Origin of the sequence: Gordonia spumicola (assembly GCF_009932475.1) — a bacterium.
Taxonomy (GTDB): domain Bacteria; phylum Actinomycetota; class Actinomycetes; order Mycobacteriales; family Mycobacteriaceae; genus Gordonia; species Gordonia spumicola.
This window is the reverse complement of sequence record NZ_BJOV01000005.1, coordinates 2250739-2266402: the sequence shown is the minus strand read 5'-3', so window position 1 is coordinate 2266402 and position 15664 is coordinate 2250739. Positions and strand designations below refer to the sequence as shown.

Sequence of the window (15664 nt, the reverse complement as noted above, 5' to 3'; positions counted from 1 at the left end):
TCAGGCGGGGAGAGCGTCCGCGGCGGGAGTGCGGCCACGGACGAGGAGGAGATGCGCCGCCGTGCAGACGGCGGTGATGCCGACGACGATCACCAAGGCCGCCCAGAATCCGGACGAGCCGTTGAACGACGCGATGAAACCGTCACGGACGTACGTCATGGGCATCAGCGGATGCAGCCATTTGAGTGCGCCGGGAACGGTCTCGATCATCCACACGCCGCCGAACGAGAACATCTGCAGCATGATGCCGGCCAGGGCGGTCACCGAGCCGACGACGTAGCCGCCGATCGCGAACATGACCCCGATGACGGCCGTGTGCATCAACGTCGCCGCCGCGACCATGAGCAGCGTCTGCGCCAGATTCGCCGGGTCGGGTGACGGGCTCAGGAACGACCACACGCCGACGGTGCACGCGGCCATCGCCGCGAGGCTCACGCCGCAGACGAATGCGACCCGCCGCAGCCAGGCGCGGATCCCGATCGTGCGGGCGGCGGTGACCGATGCGCGGAGCGGGCGGCAACACATGAACACGATGAGCGGCACGATCGCGGTCAGCATGATCAGCAGCAGGGGAGCGCCGCCGGGGCCGTTGAACTGTGCGGCGGCCAGGTTGGTCGCCTTCGTGTCGACGGGGGTGGCGAGCAGGTCGGCGAGCGACTGCTGCTGGACGTCGTCGCCGAGGTCGGGCGCCTGCCGGGCGCCGTCGGACAGACCCTGATGGAGTTCACCCGCGCCGTCGTCGACTTGGCCCGCACCGTCCGCGAGCTGCTGCGCGCCGTTCGCCGCATCCGTGGCGCCCTGGTGGAGCTCTCCGAGGCCCGCGCTCAGTTCGTTCGCTCCGCTGCTGAGTTCCGCCGAGCCCGCGACGAGTTGCTCCACACCCGACCGGTAGTCGGCCTTCGGGTTCGTCAGTTGGTTCGCGATCTCCCGGCTGCCCGACGTGAGCTGGCCGAGGCCGTCGACGACGCCGGTGAGTTCGTCGACGATGCCGCGGATCGACGGATCGTTCGGCAGCGCCTTCTTCAGTGCTTTCAGCTGGTCGGCGATGCCCTTCGCGTCGACGCCGCCGACGATGGAGTCGATGCCGTCGGCGAGTTCGGTCGCGCCCGCGCCGAGTTCGTCGGTACCGCTGCGCAGCTCGGTCAGACCCGCGGCGAGTTCGCCTGCGCCCGCCGCGAGCTGGCCGCCGCCGTCGGCGGCCTCGGCGGTGCCGGGCACCAGTTCGTCGCGCAGGCCCTTGGCGAGTTCGCCCGCGCCCGCAGACAGTTCACTCGTGCCGTCGTGCAGTTGCCCGGAACCGGTCGCGGCGTCCTTGAGGCCGCCGCTCAACTCGTCGAGGCCCTGCAGGACGGTCTTCACGCTGCTGCCCGCGGTGCCCTTGACGACCTCGGCGCGGATCGCGGACATCACGCTGTCGCCGATGCTCGACGCGAGAAGGGTGTTGTTGTCGTTGTACGTGATCGAGATCAGCGCGGGAGCCTTCGTGGTGTCGCCCAGGCCCGACAGCGTCGCGGAGAAGTTGGTCGGAATCGACACGACGAAGTAGTAGTCGCCCGAGGCGAGGCCGTCGACCGCGGTCTCGGTGTCGACGGCGTCGAACTTGAGCGCTCCGGAATCGAGGAGCGTCTGCTTCACCTCGTCGCCCGCGGCGAGACGATCGGCGCCCGAGCCGACCGCGATGTCGTTGTTCACCAGGGCCACGGGCATGTCTTCGAGGGTCTCGGTCGGATCCCACATCGCCCACATGTAGACGGCCGCGAACGCAAGCGGAACAACAACGACGACGGCGAGCAGGGCACGTCGAATGCGGCTGTCGTGCCACGGTCGGCGACCTGTCGGTTCGGCGACGGCGGCCTCCGCCGTCGGCGTCTGTGTCGTCGGATCTTCGTTCGTCACGCCCACTCCCAGTTGATCGTTCGATCAAGTAAATGGGGTTGACGCTATCCGGTGATCCCGATCACGCAAAGCGATGTGGGAATCCTGTCCCGAATCGTGCGCTTGCGACGGCCGATCAGAAGGTCGACGCGAGTGCGTCGAGCACGTTGGGCGCCAACGTCGGATGCGTGCGCAGGTCGGATTCGGTGTGCGGCTCGTCGTCCGTCGCTCGCAGCGAGAGCAGCGCGAGGCGTTGGCCGGTCCGCAAGACACCCGCGATGAGCCTGGCCTCGCGGCGATCGGGGTGCGTCCGCGCGGCATCGCGTGCGGCCGCGTCGGCGGCGTCCGGGTCGGCGAGCAGCGGCTCGAACGCCCGGTCCAACGCCGACTCGGCGTCGGGCGGCAGCACCGTGATCTCGGTGACGATCGCGCAGCCGACGACGGCGTCGGGCCAGCTCACCGTCGTCAGCAGCTGTTCAAGGTCGCCGTCGGAGGTCTCCTGCACCACCGGACTGAGCGGTGACTCGTCGGTCGGGTCGACGAGGTCGGGCGCCTGCGCCGCCAGGAAAGACGTCGGGACCAGCGCGAACAGGGTGGCCGGCGATCCCCACGGCGACGCCGCGACGTATCCCGCGCACTGCGCGAGGGCGTTGCCGAGGTCGGCCTGGGAGAAGTTCTGCGGCTGCTGTGGAAAGGTCACGGAACTCATTGTCACAGGTGGTCTCCGGTCGCGGAGAAGTCAGTCGCATTCGTCGCGGTCAGTACTCTGTGGAGAGTAGCCGGTGCCTGCTCCGGCGGTCATGCGAGAAACAGGAGACTCACAGTGGTTGGAATGCGTGGTTCGATCGGTCGACCGACGCTGTCCCGCAGGTCGAAGATACTGATCGGAATCGGCGTCGCGCTGCTTCTGATCCTGCTGATCGGACCCCGGGTGGTCTCGATCATCACCGACTGGATGTGGTTCTCCGATCTCGGCTACTCCGACGTCATGTCGACGATGGTCACCACCCGGCTGGTGTCGTTCTTCGTCGCCGCGCTCGTCGTCGGAGGCATCGTGTTCGCCGGGATCTACGTCGCGCACCGCACCCGACCGGACTTCCCGCCGGTCAGCGGTCCGGGTGATCCGCTCGAGCGGTACCGCGCGGTGATCGGTCGTCGACCGTGGATCGCGGGCGTCCTCCCGGCAGTCCTGATCGGGTTGATCGCCGGTCTCGTCGCGCAGTCGTCGTGGGCGACGATCCAGACGTTCATCCACTCGGAGTCGTTCGGCGAGACGGACCCGCAGTTCGGGATGGACATCAGTTTTTATGCGTTCACGCTGCCGTTCATCAGGCTGATCCTCGACCTCGCGTTCATCGCGGTCGGCGTCGCCTTCGTCGGCAACCTGATCACCCACTACGTGTTCGGCGGACTCCGGCTCGGCGGCGGCGGGCGCCGCGGCATGCTGTCGGGTCCGGCGCGGGTGCAGCTCGCCGTCCTCGTCGGCGTCTTCATCCTGCTGAAGGCTGTCGGCTACTGGCTCGACCGCTACGACCTGCTCTCCAGTGATCGACGCGGCGACATCTTCACCGGCGCGACGTACACCGACGTGAACGTCGTCCTGCCGTCCAAGCTGATCCTGATGGCGATCGCGATCGTGTGCGCCGTCGCGTTCTTCGCCGCGATCGTGCTGCGCGACCTGCGCATCCCGGCGATGGCGACGGTTCTCATGCTGCTGTCGGCACTCACCATCGGAGTGATCTGGCCCGCCGCGATGGAGCAGTTCTCGGTCAAGCCGAGCGCCGACTCGAAGGAAGCCGAGTACATCAGCCGCAACATCGCGGCCACGACCGACGCCTACCGCATCCGCGAGGGCAAGGACGTCACCTACGTCGACCGCTGGACGAGCTCGCCCGCCGATCAGGCGAAGGTGAACTCCGACGACGCGACCCTCTCGAACATCCGAGTCCTCGATCCGGCCGTCGTGTCGGCGTCGTTCGTGCAGCGGCAGTCGTTGAAGAACTTCTACGGCTTCCCCGACCAGCTGGCCGTCGACCGGTATCCGGTGAACGAGGACGGGACCAAGCAGATGCGCGACTTCATCGTCGCCGCACGCGAACTCGACCCGCAGAAGTACAACGACAACCAGAAGAGCTGGATCAACAAGCACACGGTGTTCACGCACGGCAACGGTTTCATCGCCGCGTACGCGAACACCGTCGATTCGCCGGCGACCGGGGCCGAATCGGGCACCGACGGCGGCGGTCTGCCGAAGTTCGTCGTGTCCGACCTCGAGTCGATCCGTCAGGCGGGCTACAAGACGCAGCCGATTCAGGTGAAGCAGCCGCGCATCTACTTCGGTGAGATGATCGCGAACGTCGATCCCGACTACGCGATCGTCGGATCGGACGACGGGAAGGCCCGCGAGTACGACAGCGATCAGTCGACGTACACGTTCACCGGGGACACGGGCGTCTCCCTCGGCAACTTCGGCAGCCGACTCCTGTACGCGATCAAGTACGGCGAACGGAACCTGCTGCTGTCGGACGCGATCAACAGCAAGTCGCGCATCCTCTACAACCGGGATCCGCGCGACCGCGTCTCGAAGGTCGCGCCCTGGCTGACGACCGACTCGAAGACGTACCCGGCGGTCATGGCCGACGGCTCGGTCAAGTGGATCGTCGACGGCTACACGACGCTCAAGAACTACCCGTACGCGCAGCGGATGTCGCTGTCGGCGGCCACCGCCGACTCGCGGGTCGACAATGCGGGCCAGACGGCGCGCACCCAGCTCGACGAGGACGTCTCGTACGTCCGCAACTCGGTGAAGGCGACCGTCGACGCGTACACCGGCGAGGTGAAGCTGTACCAGTTCGACACCAGCGACGCGGTGCTCAAGACGTGGATGAAGGTCTTCCCCGGCACGGTGCAGCCGCGGTCGGAGCTCGACAAGCAGCCCGACCTGCTCAGTCACCTCCGGTACCCGGAGGACCTGTTCAAGCTGCAGCGTCAGTTGTTGACGAAGTACCACGTCGACAACCCGGCCGACTTCTACCGCGCGAACAACTTCTGGTCGGTCCCGAACGATCCGACGGTCGACAACTCGACGCTCCCGCAGCCGCCGTACTACTTCACCGCGGCCGCGCCGAACGGATCGGGCAAGCCGCAGTTCCAGCTGACGTCCGTGACGACTCCGCTGAACAGGCAGAACCTGGCCGCGTACATCACCGTCGGCGCGGACCCCGACGGCTACGGCAAGCTCACGGTCAAGACCACGCCGACGGACTCGCAGACGGTCGGACCGAAACAGGCGCAGGAGGCGATGCGGAACGCGGTCGCGTCCGAGACGACGCTGGCGCAGGGGTCGGTCAACATCACGTTCGGCAACCTGCTGACTCTGCCGGTCGGCGGTGACGGCGTGTTGTACGTCCAGCCGCTGTACACCGAGTCGAAGGCGAGGGACTCCGCGGTGCCCAAGGTGTTCCGCATGCTGACGTACTACAAGTCGCCGTCCGACGGGCGGATCCGCATCGGCTCGGCACCGACGATCGGCGAGTCGCTCAAGCAGGCGGGCATCGACCCGGGGGCCGCCACCGTCCCCGATCCAGGCACGCCCAAACCCGAGCAGCCCAAGCCGCAGCCGCAGCCGCAGCCGACGGAACCGGGACCGTCGAAGGAGCCGACGCAGGCGCAGGTCGACGCGCTGAACGCGGCCGTCGCGCAGATGGACGCCGCCCAGAAGAGCGGCGACTTCGGCCAGATCGGTGAGGCTCTCAAGAAGTTGAAGGCGGCGCTGGCGGACTACCCGTCCGGCAACTGACCCGATGTAGACATACCGCGACGTAGACGAACCGCCGAGTCCCGACTGGGGCCCGGCGGTTCGTCTGTCAGGGTCTCGTTTGTGAGGGAGTGGAGGTCAGCGCACCTTGGCGAGGTAGCGGTCGATCTCCGCGGGCGTGTTGTCGGGCATCACCGGCGAGTGGTGCAGGTGCGTCGTCAGGTACCGGAAAATCATCGCGGCCGACACCAACGCTCCGAGTGCGAGGACGCCGTACGTGATGTTCATCGTCCGGTTGGCCGGCAGATCGGCGAGCGTGATCAGCCACAGCGCGGACAACGCGCCGCCGGCCAGCATCAGGATGAACGCGACCAGGCTCATCGGGTGATTGCCGTGGCTCTCGTGATGGATGTTGGGATCTGCCATGTCGTCCTCCTGAACTCGGTGCGGTCCTCGGCCGGGCCGGACTGGTGCATCTCACCCTACTCTCGAAGTGACTGCCATCACATTTAGTCGGCTGTCGATCGTTGCTCACGAACGGCCTCCATCGGCTCGAAACGCGATGTCAACAACGTTTACACTCCGCAATGTCGAGTAGTCGGGACTCGGCGTGTATTCGGGAAAGGGCCGGTATGCCACCGCTCAGTCGTCTTGTGAAGATCCAGTTGGTCGTCGTGCTGTTGCTGGGTCTCGTGGCCTCGGCATACGGCGGAATCCGCTATGCGCGCATGGATCAGGCGGTCGGCGTCGGCGTGTACCGCGTGACCGTGGAGATGCCCGAGGCGGGTGGACTGTTCCCCGAAGCGCAGGTGACCTACCGGGGTGTCGCGGCCGGTCGCGTCCGCGACCTCAGGATGACCGACACCGGCATCGACGTCGATCTCGTCCTGGAGTCGAGCGGCGAGCAGATCCCGGCGTCGGCGGTCGCGGTCGTCGCGAACCGCTCGGCGATCGGCGAGCAGTTCCTCGACCTGCAGCCGGAGTCGTCCGACGGTCCGTTTCTGCACGAGGGATCGCGGATCGACGCGTCGCACGTCCGCTTCCCGCCGAAGCTCGAGGAGGTGACGCGCGCGGCGATCGACCTGACCAAGACGGTGCCCGTCGACGATCTGCGCATCACCGTCACCGAACTGGGCAAGGCGTTCAACGGCCAGGGCGACAATCTGACGAGGCTCGTCGACTCTCTCGACAAGTTGTCGCAGACCGGCGTCGAACGGCTCGACGACACGATCGAGCTGATCAAGAACTCGCGACCGGTGCTCCGCACGCAGGCGGAGCAGTCGGACGAGATCCTGTCGTGGTCGAAGAACCTGGATCTCGTCGCGTCGACCCTCGCGTCGTCCGACCCCGCGGTCCGCCGCATCCTCACCGACGGCCCCCGCGCCGCGAGTGCGCTGTCGGCGTTCCTGGACAGCAACGGCTCCGACGCGACGACCCTCATCCATCAGCTCGGAAGCACCGTTCACGCGGTCGAGCCCGCGTCGTTCGTCACCGGTATGACGTTCGCGATGCTGTCGTCGCTGTCGGCGAGCAGCCACACGACGTCGTCGCTCGACGGACAGATCCGCTTCGGCATCGTCTTGGAGACCGGCAACCCGCCGAGCTGCACTCAAGGCTATGAGAGCACGCAACGGATGATCGACGAGATCAAGGCGCGCAACCCCGACTTCGACGTGAACTACGACGACTTCCCGTTCAACACGAAGGCCGGGTGCACGGTGCCGACCGGCAATCCGACCGCGGTGCGCGGCGCCAACAACGCGGACCTGTCCAATCCCGCCTTCACACAGCCGTGGGACTCCAAGCCCAAGCGCGACCCGGACAAGCTGAACCTGAATCCGCTCGCCAACCAGTTGGCCGGGCTGATGGGTGTCCGAACGCGCTGACCGTCGGGTACGTGCCGTCGATCACGGTGGACGGCAATGGATTTGCCTCTCCGGTTCACCGCTGTGTATCGTAGTCGATGCAACGCGGGGTGGAGCAGCTCGGTAGCTCGCTGGGCTCATAACCCAGAGGTCGCAGGTTCAAATCCTGTCCCCGCTACCACCAACGAAGACCCGGACCATTCGGTCCGGGTCTTCGTGCATTTCGCGGACTGTGCCTGCTGGAATGTTGCGGGCCGATGGTCGGGAGTGATCCTTGACACTCGCGCCTTCTTAATCATACGCTCATCCAAAATTTGTATGAATGGAGAGCTGATGAGATCGAAGCGTGCGGTAGTCCTCGGCGGCAGCGTCGCCGGCCTGTGCACGGCGGGTGTGCTGGCACGACACTTCGACGAGGTGGTCGTCCTCGAACGCGACGAACTGCCGCCGGGCGCCGAGCACCGTCGAGGCGTGCCGCAGAGCAAGCACCCGCATTTTGTCCTCAACTCGGGCCGTCGTGCGATCGGCACGATCTTCCCCGGCTTCGAGGACGCGCTGATCGACGCAGGCGGCATGCTGCTCATGCCGTCGAAGGACGCGGCCTACTGCGAGAAGGACGGCTGGGCGGCCCGTAAGACGAGCCAGATGACGATGGTCTACAGCTCGCGCGTCCTCATCGAACGCGTCCTCCGTGATCGGGTCCGCGAGGTGCCGAACATCGAGATCCGCGAGGGCGTCAGCGTCACCGGCCTGCTCACCACCGATGGCGGAACCGCGGCCGGTCGGATCACCGGTGTCACCTTCAGCGACGGCGACGTCCAGTCCCTCGCCGCAGACCTCGTCGTCGACGCTCTCGGTCGCGGCAGCAAAGTCCACGGCTGGTTGGTCGACGCAGGCTGGGCGGAGGCTCCCGAGCAGACCTTGGACGCCAAGGTCACCTACACCTCCCGGTGGTACGACCTGCCCGCCGACCGGCCCGCGGACTGGTGGTGGCAACACATCGTCGTGACACCCACCCAGGACACCGGCGAGCACCCGGAGGAGCACGAGTACCTCTCGAACTTCTTCCCGATCGAAGGCGGCCGCGTGATCGTGTGCATGGGCTCATGGGGCCTGACGATGCCGCGCACGGTCGAGGACTTCGAAGCCGCCGCCGACCGCGTCCGCACGCCCGTCTTCGGGCAGGTCTCCCGCGAATGCGAGCCGCAGTCCGGCGTCCACGTCACGAAGTCGACTGGTAACAAGTGGCGCCGCTACGACCTCCTCGACACCCCGCCCGTCGGGCTCATCGCGATCGGCGACTCGATCTGCGCGTTCAACCCGTTCTACGCCCAGGGCATGAGCTCGGCGGCGCGCTCGGCGCTCGTCCTCGCCGACGTCCTCGGATCGCGCACCATGATCGACGCCGCGTTCCACCGCGAGTTCCTCGACAGGCAGAAGGCGTCGCTCGACGTCCCGTGGATGCTGGCGATGGCCCGCGACCAGGCGTACGACTTCGCCACCGGCACCGAGACCGTCGCCCCGTGGCGCCGCAAGCTCGCCGCCCGCTTCAGCTGGCCGGTGTTCAACGCCATCACGTCGGCCGCCGCCGAGGACGCCTACGTCGACGAGAAGTTCACCGGCGTGTTCAACCTCGACACGTCGCTGAAGGAGATCAGCACCGACCCGAAGTTCATCCTTCGGGTGCTCCGCTACAAGGTGCGCGCCGCCCTCGGCCGCACTCGCATCCCCGGCGGGTTCGACGTCACGAAGCTGCCCCCGGGCACCGACTACACCGATCCCGACAATCCCGTCGCGCACAGTCCGGTCTACGTCGAACGACAGGTGTCGGCATGAGCTTCACCTGCGAGCCCGCGGCCCGCGAAGTGGCCGATCACCTCGGATTCGTCTGCGACGACGCGAATCCGATCGTCACGTTCCGCAATCCGTTCGGCCTCGACAACTGGACGCTGCCGGTCCTGGAACTGCTGATCGTGGCAGGCGCGGTGTTCGCGCTGATCCACGCGTGGCGACGCTGGCGACGCGACGGCGACGCGGTGAACCTCACCCTGTGGTTCGGTTCGCTCGTCTACCTCGCGATCATCGAGCCGCCGTTGTACTTCCCGTCGTGGTTCGGGCTCGACGAGTACGTCGGGTTCATCTTCTCGCACAACGTGTTCACCGTGCAGTTCATGTTCGACAGACTGCCGCTCTACATCGTCGCGTTCTACCCGGTGATCTCGGCCGTCACCTACGAAGTGGTGCGGGCACTCGGCGTCTTCGAACGGCGCGGTCCACTCGCAGGTGCGGTCGCGGTCGCCTTCGCGAGTCAGGTGTTCTACGAGACGTTCGATCAGCTCGGACCGCAACTCAAGTGGTGGGCGTGGAACCCGGAGAACATGATCAACCAGCCGATGTTCACCTCGGTGCCGATGAACAGCATGTGGGTGTTCGCATCGGTGTCGTTCGGCGTGCTCGCATGGCTCGCCGCGAAGTTCTCCGGCACGAAGAACCTCTCCGGCGGACAGGTGACGCTGCGGACCATCGCCGCAGGCGTCCTGACGCCGATTCTCATGGTGGTCCTTGCCGCGCCGACCCGCGTCGGTGTCGACACCGGCGGTGAGGCGACGCTGCAGCGGACACTCGTCATCATCCTGCTCGCGGTCCTGTGGCTCGCCGGATTGTGGCTGCTCGTCGAGGGGACCCGTGCGACCTGGAATCGGCCGACCGGGCTGGAGTCGCCACAGTTCGTCCGCGTCTATCCGGCGCTGTACCTCGGAGTTCTGACGGTCCTGTGGATCGCGTCGGTGCCCGAGTTCCTCGGCGCTGTCGACGGGGTGACGGATCGCGGGACACCGATCGGAAGTGCCTGGTACTCCGTCCTGTGCATCGCGGGTTCGGCATGGTTCGTGATCGCCGCGATACGGGCGGCGCGACCGGCGCCCGCGGTGGCCGACGTGGGCGACAGGGGTGCTGTGGCAGTCTGAGGCAATGGCCAAACACGGGTGGGGCGGGGAGCCTCCGGCGACCGACGAGGAGGCGCGGCAGCGGATCGTCGACGCGACGGCCCGATGCATCGACAGGTACGGCGTCGCGAAGACGACGTTCTCCGATGTCGCCGCCGAGCTGGGGGTGACCCGCCAGACCGTGTACCGGCAGTTCGCCGGCATCGGTGAGATCGTCAGCGAAGTGGCGGCGCAGGGTGCCGCGGACTTCGTCGACCGGCTCGTCGCGCACCTCGACGGGCGCAGCGAGCCTGCCGACGCAGTCGTCGAAGGCATGCTGTTCTGCCTGCGGACCGTCCCCGGCGACCCCCGCCTCAACCTGCTCCTGCAGATCGGCGACACCGGCACCTTCGGCCGCAGTTCCACGTCGGGGAGCGTCGTCCAGTACGGATCGTTGATGCTGCGTCGGTTCCCCGTCGACTGGGCCGCCCACGGTTACACGGACGGCGATCTCGACGGTCTCGCCGAGATGATCATGCGGCTGTTGACGTCGTTCCTGCAGAATCCGTCCGACCAATTGCGGGACGACGATGCGATGAGGACGTTCCTCGAACGTTGGCTCGCCCCCGCGCTCGGATGATTCCGGGGCCGTGTACAGTGGAGAACGCAACGCGGGGTGGAGCAGCTCGGTAGCTCGCTGGGCTCATAACCCAGAGGTCGCAGGTTCAAATCCTGTCCCCGCTACTGAAGGGAAGACCCGGACCAGACGGTCCGGGTCTTCCTCATTTCAGGGGGTCGTGGCCCTGGTCCACTCGATTGTCTGTCTGTACCAGTTCGAGGTGCGGCGAAGCGGTCCGAAGATCGGTCGATTCATCGGCGCCCGACGGCACAACGTCACCGGGTTCCGTTGATTCGACCGATCTCAGGGACGGTCGGGGAGGCGGAGCGTCGAGCGTGCCGGTCTCGACGCTGTCGAGGTACAAGAACAGGGGCGCCTCGACGCCGGCGTCTGCCCGGATGCGGGCGACCTTCGCCGACTCGAAGAAGGCGCGAGCGGCGGCGTCGGACGACCACGTCGACGAATGGACAACCAGATTCGTGTCGCCGGTGGATCGGAGCACCTCGAAGTCGGTCTCGCCCGCCGCGGCCCGCAGATCGGCGGCGGCGTCGAAGTGTTCCTTCCAGGTGTCGTACTCCTCGACCCGGTGGACGACGATCACGCGCACGGTCATGGTCCAACCGTAGCCGCATGAGGTCGGTCGGGCACTCGCTGCGTCGCTGCGCCGTCGATGCGCGCGAGGGCACCGTCGATCAGGAAGTCGACGGTGTAGCGGTACTCGGCGGCCGCGTCGAAGCGCGCCAAGGCCGCGGCCGCGTCGGCGACCGCCCTGAGGCCCGCTGTCGCCAGGTCCGACTCTCTCCGTGCGATCGTCTCGACATCGGAGGTCCCGAACGTCGGTCCCGCGTTCACCTCGCGCAACAATGCGCCGACGAGGGCCGCCACGAACGTTCGGAGCAAGTGGACGGCGTCGTCGGCGGACGCTCCGGCGTCGACCAGCACCGACAGCGTCGCGTCGACGGGGGCGAGGCCGTCCAGCGACGACATCTGCCGGGTCAGGATCAGCGGGGCCGCGGCCCGGTGTGCGAGCGTCGCGGTGCGGAACGCGTCGGCGACGGCCGTCAGGTCCGCACGCGTGTCGCCGGTCCGTGGGGGTGCGCCGATCGATCCGAGGATGCGTTCGGCGACGGCGTCGAGCAGGTCGTCGATGCCCGCGACATGGTTGTAGAGGCTCTTCGGGTCGGCGTTCATCGACCGGGCGACCGAGCGCATGGAGACGGACCCGATGCCGCCCGAGTCGATGGCCTCGAGCGCCGCGTCGACGATCCGGGCGCGCGAGAGCTTCGCGGCGTTCTTCGGCGGTCGGCCGCGGCGGGGTGTGGTCTCCACACCTGCCATTGTGCCGCAGTCCTTGAATTAATCCACAGTGTGGGTATAGCGTCGTTTCATGTCACGATTCGATCTGCCGCCCGAATCCGTCCTGCGCGCCCGCGAGAAGCTCGTCCTGGATCACTTCCACGACGAGGTGAGGCAGGACTGGGATGCCACGCTCTCGACGTTCCCGCACCCGCACTACGAGTTGATCGCGCAGATGACTGTCCACGACGGCGACCGCGAGGTCCGCGACTACTACCGGGACACGCGCGTCGCGTTCCCCGACCAGGACCACGAGATCATCTCGTTCCGGCACACGGTCGACGCCGTGGTCGTCGAGTTCTGGCTGCTCGGGACCCACCTCGGGCCGCTCGGCAAGATCCCGCCGACCGGATCGACGCACCGCACGCGGATGGCGGCGTTCTTCGTCTTCGACCCCGACGAGAACCTGATCGTCGAACGGATCTACTTCGACCAGCTGACGATCCTCAAGCAGCTCATCGGCGGACTCGACAAGAAGAACCCGCGCGACCTGCTGACCATCGGTCGGGCGGTGGTCGGACTTCTCGCGATGTCGGGCGAGGAGCCGGACTCCCGGCTCCTCGACACCGTTCCGCCGCAGTTCGACTAGCTCTGCTCGGCGAGCGTGGACGCGATGTCGCGCAACTGCTCGACCTGAGAGGGCGACAGTCGATCGAACACTCGCCGACGAACTTCGTCGACGTGACCGGGCGCGATTCGCACGAGCAGGGTCACGCCGTCGTCAGTCAGGGACACGTTCTGGATCCGTCTGTTCCCCGGGTCGGCGCATCGAGCGACCCAGCCGCGCTTCTCCATGCTCGCGACCGCGTGGGTGAGACGTGACGGGCTGGTGAAGCTGTCGCGGGCGAGCTCTCCCATCGTCATCGTGCGATCGGGGGCGTTCGAAAGCAACGCGAGCATCGAGTAGTAGACGTGGCTGATCCCTGCGTCGGTCCGGAGCTGTTGGTCGAGGGCCTGAGGCAGTTGGTTGATGACGGCGAGCAGGGGCAGCCACGCATCCATCTCTGCGGCGGTGAGCCAGCGCGGTTCGTCGGGCATCAGGCCGCCTGGAACGACCGCTTGGCGAGGCCCATCGCGAAGCCGTCGATCGCGGTGGTGACCGGTGCTGCCGCATCGGTCGCCGCGCCGAGGGTGACGAAGATCGGTGTGAAGTGCTCAACCGTCGGATGGGCGAACGGCAATCCGGGGGCGAGGCTGCGGAATCGTTCGAGGGCGTCGACGTCGCCTCGTGAGAGGGCGTCGGCCGCCCACTCGTCGAACTCGGTCGACCACGTCGGAACGATGTCGGGGCGAGACCAGTCCAGGTAGGGCAGGCCGTGTGTCATGAATCCGGATCCGACGACCAGTACTCCCTCGGCGCGGAGCGCTTGCAGGCGCCGGCCGATGGCGAACAGTGCCTGTGGGTCGTGTGTCGGCATCGACAGCTGCAGGACGGGGATGTCGGCCTCGGGGTACATGACCTTGAGCGGCAGCCACGCGCCGTGGTCGAGGCCGCGAGTGCGGTGCTCGTAGACGCGCTGGGTGTCGGGCAGGACGTCGAGCAGGCGTTGCGCGAGCCCGGTGTTGTCGGGGGTGTCGTATCGCATGCGGTAGTACATCGGGTCGAAGCCGCCGAAGTCGTAGACGAGTTCGGTCGGCGCGGTGCTCGTGATTCCGAGCTCGTCCGACTCCCAGTGCGCGCTCACGATGAGGATCGCGCGGGGCCTGGGCAGAGCCTGTGACCAGTCGTGCAGTTGGCGCATCCACGCGGCGTCCTCGAAGGTCGGAGGTGCTCCGTGGGACAGGTACAGCGCGGGGAGGGGTCCGTCGTCCGGAGTCCAGGCGCGGTGGGGCGTCGCCGCGGCGACGGCTGCGGCGTGGACGAGGTGCCGTGCGAACGGGTGATCGGCGCGGATCGTCGCATCGGCCAGCGCGGTGGTGCTGTGTGCAGCTGTCATCTCAGGCCTCCGAGAGTTGTTTCAAAGTTGAAATGACCATACACCCAAACATTTCAACTTTCAAATATGGCGAGAGGATTGTCAGAGGTGATGTTTATGTTCGGTGCAGATCGGATTCGATTCGGGGGTGTCGGGGGACATGTCGACGGCAATGGATATGGAGTGGGACGATGCGATCGGGCGGGCCGTAACTGCCCAGCGGCTGCGGTCCTACCGGCTCGTCGCACGGGGTGACGAGCACGCGGCTCTGCGCCTGTACGACTGGAACTCTGTGGCGGCCGCCGCGGTCCTGGTGACGGTCGCGATGGTGGAGGTGACCGTCCGGAATGCGATGGACGCACAGCTCGCGGCGTGGGCGCGCAGGCGAGGGGACTCGTCCTGGTTCGACACGATCCCCCTCGACGATCACCATCTCGGCGATCTGGAGCGGGCGATGAGAGCGGTGGAGCGAGGGCCCGCCGGGCCGGACTTCCACGGCAAGGTCGTCGCCGAACTCGGATTCGGATTCTGGCGCTGCATCGTCGCGGAGCGATACCTGACAACGTTGTGGGTTCCGGCGCTCAACAAGGCGTTTCCGAACGGGTATCGCGACATCAGGGACCGCCGGGCTCGGGTCGAGCGGCACCTGTCGGGGCTCGTGACAGTGCGGAACCGAGCCGCGCATCATGAGCCGATCCATCGCCGTGACCTGCTCGGCGATCTGAGGGCGGCGGTCGAGCTCGCGACGTGGGTGGACGTCGACGCGGGCGCCTGGGTTGCGGCCAGATCGCCGCTGGAGCGGGTGGTCCGTCGCAAACCGCGTATGGGGTGATCGGCGGGGTTGCCGTGAAAGAGTGGAAGACATGACTCTGACTCTCGCGACGCAGATCGCGCTGATCGCAGCAGGCGTGATCTTCCTGTGGGCGCTGATTCTCGGGGTGTGGAAGTTTGCGCAGATCATGCGCAGCCCGGACGGTGCGGCGCACATCTATGTCGACATCGCGCACCGTGCCGCGCTCATGTACTCGTTCGCGACGGCGATGCTCGGCGTGTTTGTGCAGTTCAGTGCGTGGAGCACGGCCGTGAACCTCGTCGCGCTGGTCGTGGTCGTGTTCTTCTTCGTCACCGCGATCGCGTCGTACTGTCTGCACGGCACCCTCCGCGACACGGAGAACCAACTGCATCCGACGTCGCCGATGATGACCGCGTCGATGGTCGCCCTCATCGTCGGTGAGATCGGCGGCACGGCAGTCATTCTGCTCGGGTTCATCGTCGAGCAGGTCGGGACGTGGAACTGACGTGGACGAACAGTCGGACTGAACGACGGGCAATAGGGCCGCAAGTGACCGCCG

Annotated in this window: 15 protein-coding genes and 2 tRNA genes; 10 read left to right on the top strand and 7 right to left on the bottom strand. The window is 66.9% G+C overall.

The features are described from left to right. Positions 1-1896 (bottom strand): YhgE/Pip family protein, encoded by a 1896-nt coding sequence (locus tag GYB83_RS21855; protein WP_161897372.1) that lies wholly within the window; start codon positions 1894-1896, stop codon positions 1-3. 115 nt (positions 1897-2011) lie between these two features. After that, complete coding sequence (locus GYB83_RS21850; protein ID WP_161897371.1) at positions 2012-2584, bottom strand: PPA1309 family protein; 573 nt, start codon at positions 2582-2584, stop codon at positions 2012-2014. 123 nt (positions 2585-2707) lie between these two features. Between GYB83_RS21850 and GYB83_RS21845 the strand changes: the two genes are divergently transcribed. Beyond that, positions 2708-5674, top strand: a complete 2967-nt coding sequence (locus tag GYB83_RS21845) for a UPF0182 family protein (protein WP_161897370.1) — start codon at positions 2708-2710, stop codon at positions 5672-5674. 96 nt (positions 5675-5770) lie between these two features. Here GYB83_RS21845 and GYB83_RS21840 read toward each other — a convergent pair whose 3' ends face one another. Then, on the bottom strand, positions 5771-6058 hold the full coding sequence (locus tag GYB83_RS21840) for a hypothetical protein (RefSeq protein ID WP_161897369.1): 288 nt from the start codon (positions 6056-6058) through the stop codon (positions 5771-5773). Positions 6059-6264: 206 nt separating this feature from the next. Here GYB83_RS21840 and GYB83_RS21835 point away from each other — a divergent pair, with 206 nt between their 5' ends. The 6 genes from GYB83_RS21835 (at position 6265) to GYB83_RS21810 (ending at position 11165) form a co-directional block, all read left to right on the top strand. Further along, positions 6265-7518: an MCE family protein gene (locus GYB83_RS21835; protein WP_161897368.1), complete on the top strand. Its 1254-nt coding sequence runs from the start codon at positions 6265-6267 to the stop codon at positions 7516-7518. A gap of 83 nt (positions 7519-7601) precedes the next feature. Further along, positions 7602-7678: transfer RNA gene (locus GYB83_RS21830), tRNA-Met, on the top strand. Between the two features lie 152 nt (positions 7679-7830). Further along, the gene (locus GYB83_RS21825; protein WP_161897367.1) at positions 7831-9333 is read left to right on the top strand and encodes an FAD-dependent oxidoreductase; all 1503 of its coding nucleotides are present in this window, start codon (positions 7831-7833) and stop codon (positions 9331-9333) included. Beyond that, entirely contained in the window at positions 9330-10463 is a 1134-nt protein-coding gene (locus GYB83_RS21820) for a hypothetical protein (protein WP_161897366.1), read from the top strand. The genes GYB83_RS21825 and GYB83_RS21820 overlap by 4 nt, the downstream gene beginning before the upstream one ends. 4 nt (positions 10464-10467) lie before the next feature. Continuing rightward, on the top strand, positions 10468-11061 hold the full coding sequence (locus GYB83_RS21815; protein ID WP_161897365.1) for a TetR/AcrR family transcriptional regulator: 594 nt from the start codon (positions 10468-10470) through the stop codon (positions 11059-11061). A gap of 30 nt (positions 11062-11091) precedes the next feature. After that, positions 11092-11165: transfer RNA gene (locus GYB83_RS21810), tRNA-Met, on the top strand. Between the two features lie 38 nt (positions 11166-11203). Here the strand turns inward: GYB83_RS21810 and GYB83_RS21805 are convergent. Both GYB83_RS21805 and GYB83_RS21800 read right to left on the bottom strand, forming a co-directional pair. Next, entirely contained in the window at positions 11204-11653 is a 450-nt protein-coding gene (locus tag GYB83_RS21805; protein ID WP_161897364.1) for an antibiotic biosynthesis monooxygenase, read from the bottom strand. Then, positions 11650-12378, bottom strand: coding sequence for a TetR/AcrR family transcriptional regulator C-terminal domain-containing protein (locus GYB83_RS21800; protein ID WP_161897363.1), 729 nt, complete (start codon positions 12376-12378; stop codon positions 11650-11652). Before GYB83_RS21800 ends, GYB83_RS21805 begins: the two co-directional genes overlap by 4 nt. A 49-nt stretch (positions 12379-12427) precedes the next feature. On the opposite strand from GYB83_RS21800, the gene GYB83_RS21795 reads away from it, so the two are divergent. Continuing rightward, positions 12428-12985, top strand: coding sequence for an ester cyclase (locus tag GYB83_RS21795; protein ID WP_161897362.1), 558 nt, complete (start codon positions 12428-12430; stop codon positions 12983-12985). Here GYB83_RS21795 and GYB83_RS21790 read toward each other — a convergent pair. Both GYB83_RS21790 and GYB83_RS21785 read right to left on the bottom strand, forming a co-directional pair. Then, positions 12982-13434: a MarR family winged helix-turn-helix transcriptional regulator gene (locus GYB83_RS21790; RefSeq protein WP_161897361.1), complete on the bottom strand. Its 453-nt coding sequence runs from the start codon at positions 13432-13434 to the stop codon at positions 12982-12984. The two genes, GYB83_RS21795 and GYB83_RS21790, sit on opposite strands and share 4 nt — an antisense overlap. Further along, entirely contained in the window at positions 13434-14333 is a 900-nt protein-coding gene (locus tag GYB83_RS21785; RefSeq protein ID WP_161897360.1) for a dioxygenase family protein, read from the bottom strand. The genes GYB83_RS21790 and GYB83_RS21785 overlap by 1 nt, the downstream gene beginning before the upstream one ends. Before the next feature lie 139 nt (positions 14334-14472). Here GYB83_RS21785 and GYB83_RS21780 point away from each other — a divergent pair, with 139 nt between their 5' ends. Together GYB83_RS21780 and GYB83_RS21775 are read left to right on the top strand one after the other, a co-directional pair. Further along, on the top strand, positions 14473-15144 hold the full coding sequence (locus tag GYB83_RS21780) for a hypothetical protein (RefSeq protein WP_228461712.1): 672 nt from the start codon (positions 14473-14475) through the stop codon (positions 15142-15144). Between the two features lie 31 nt (positions 15145-15175). Continuing rightward, entirely contained in the window at positions 15176-15610 is a 435-nt protein-coding gene (locus GYB83_RS21775) for a hypothetical protein (RefSeq protein ID WP_161897359.1), read from the top strand. Positions 15611-15664: the final 54 nt, after the last annotated feature.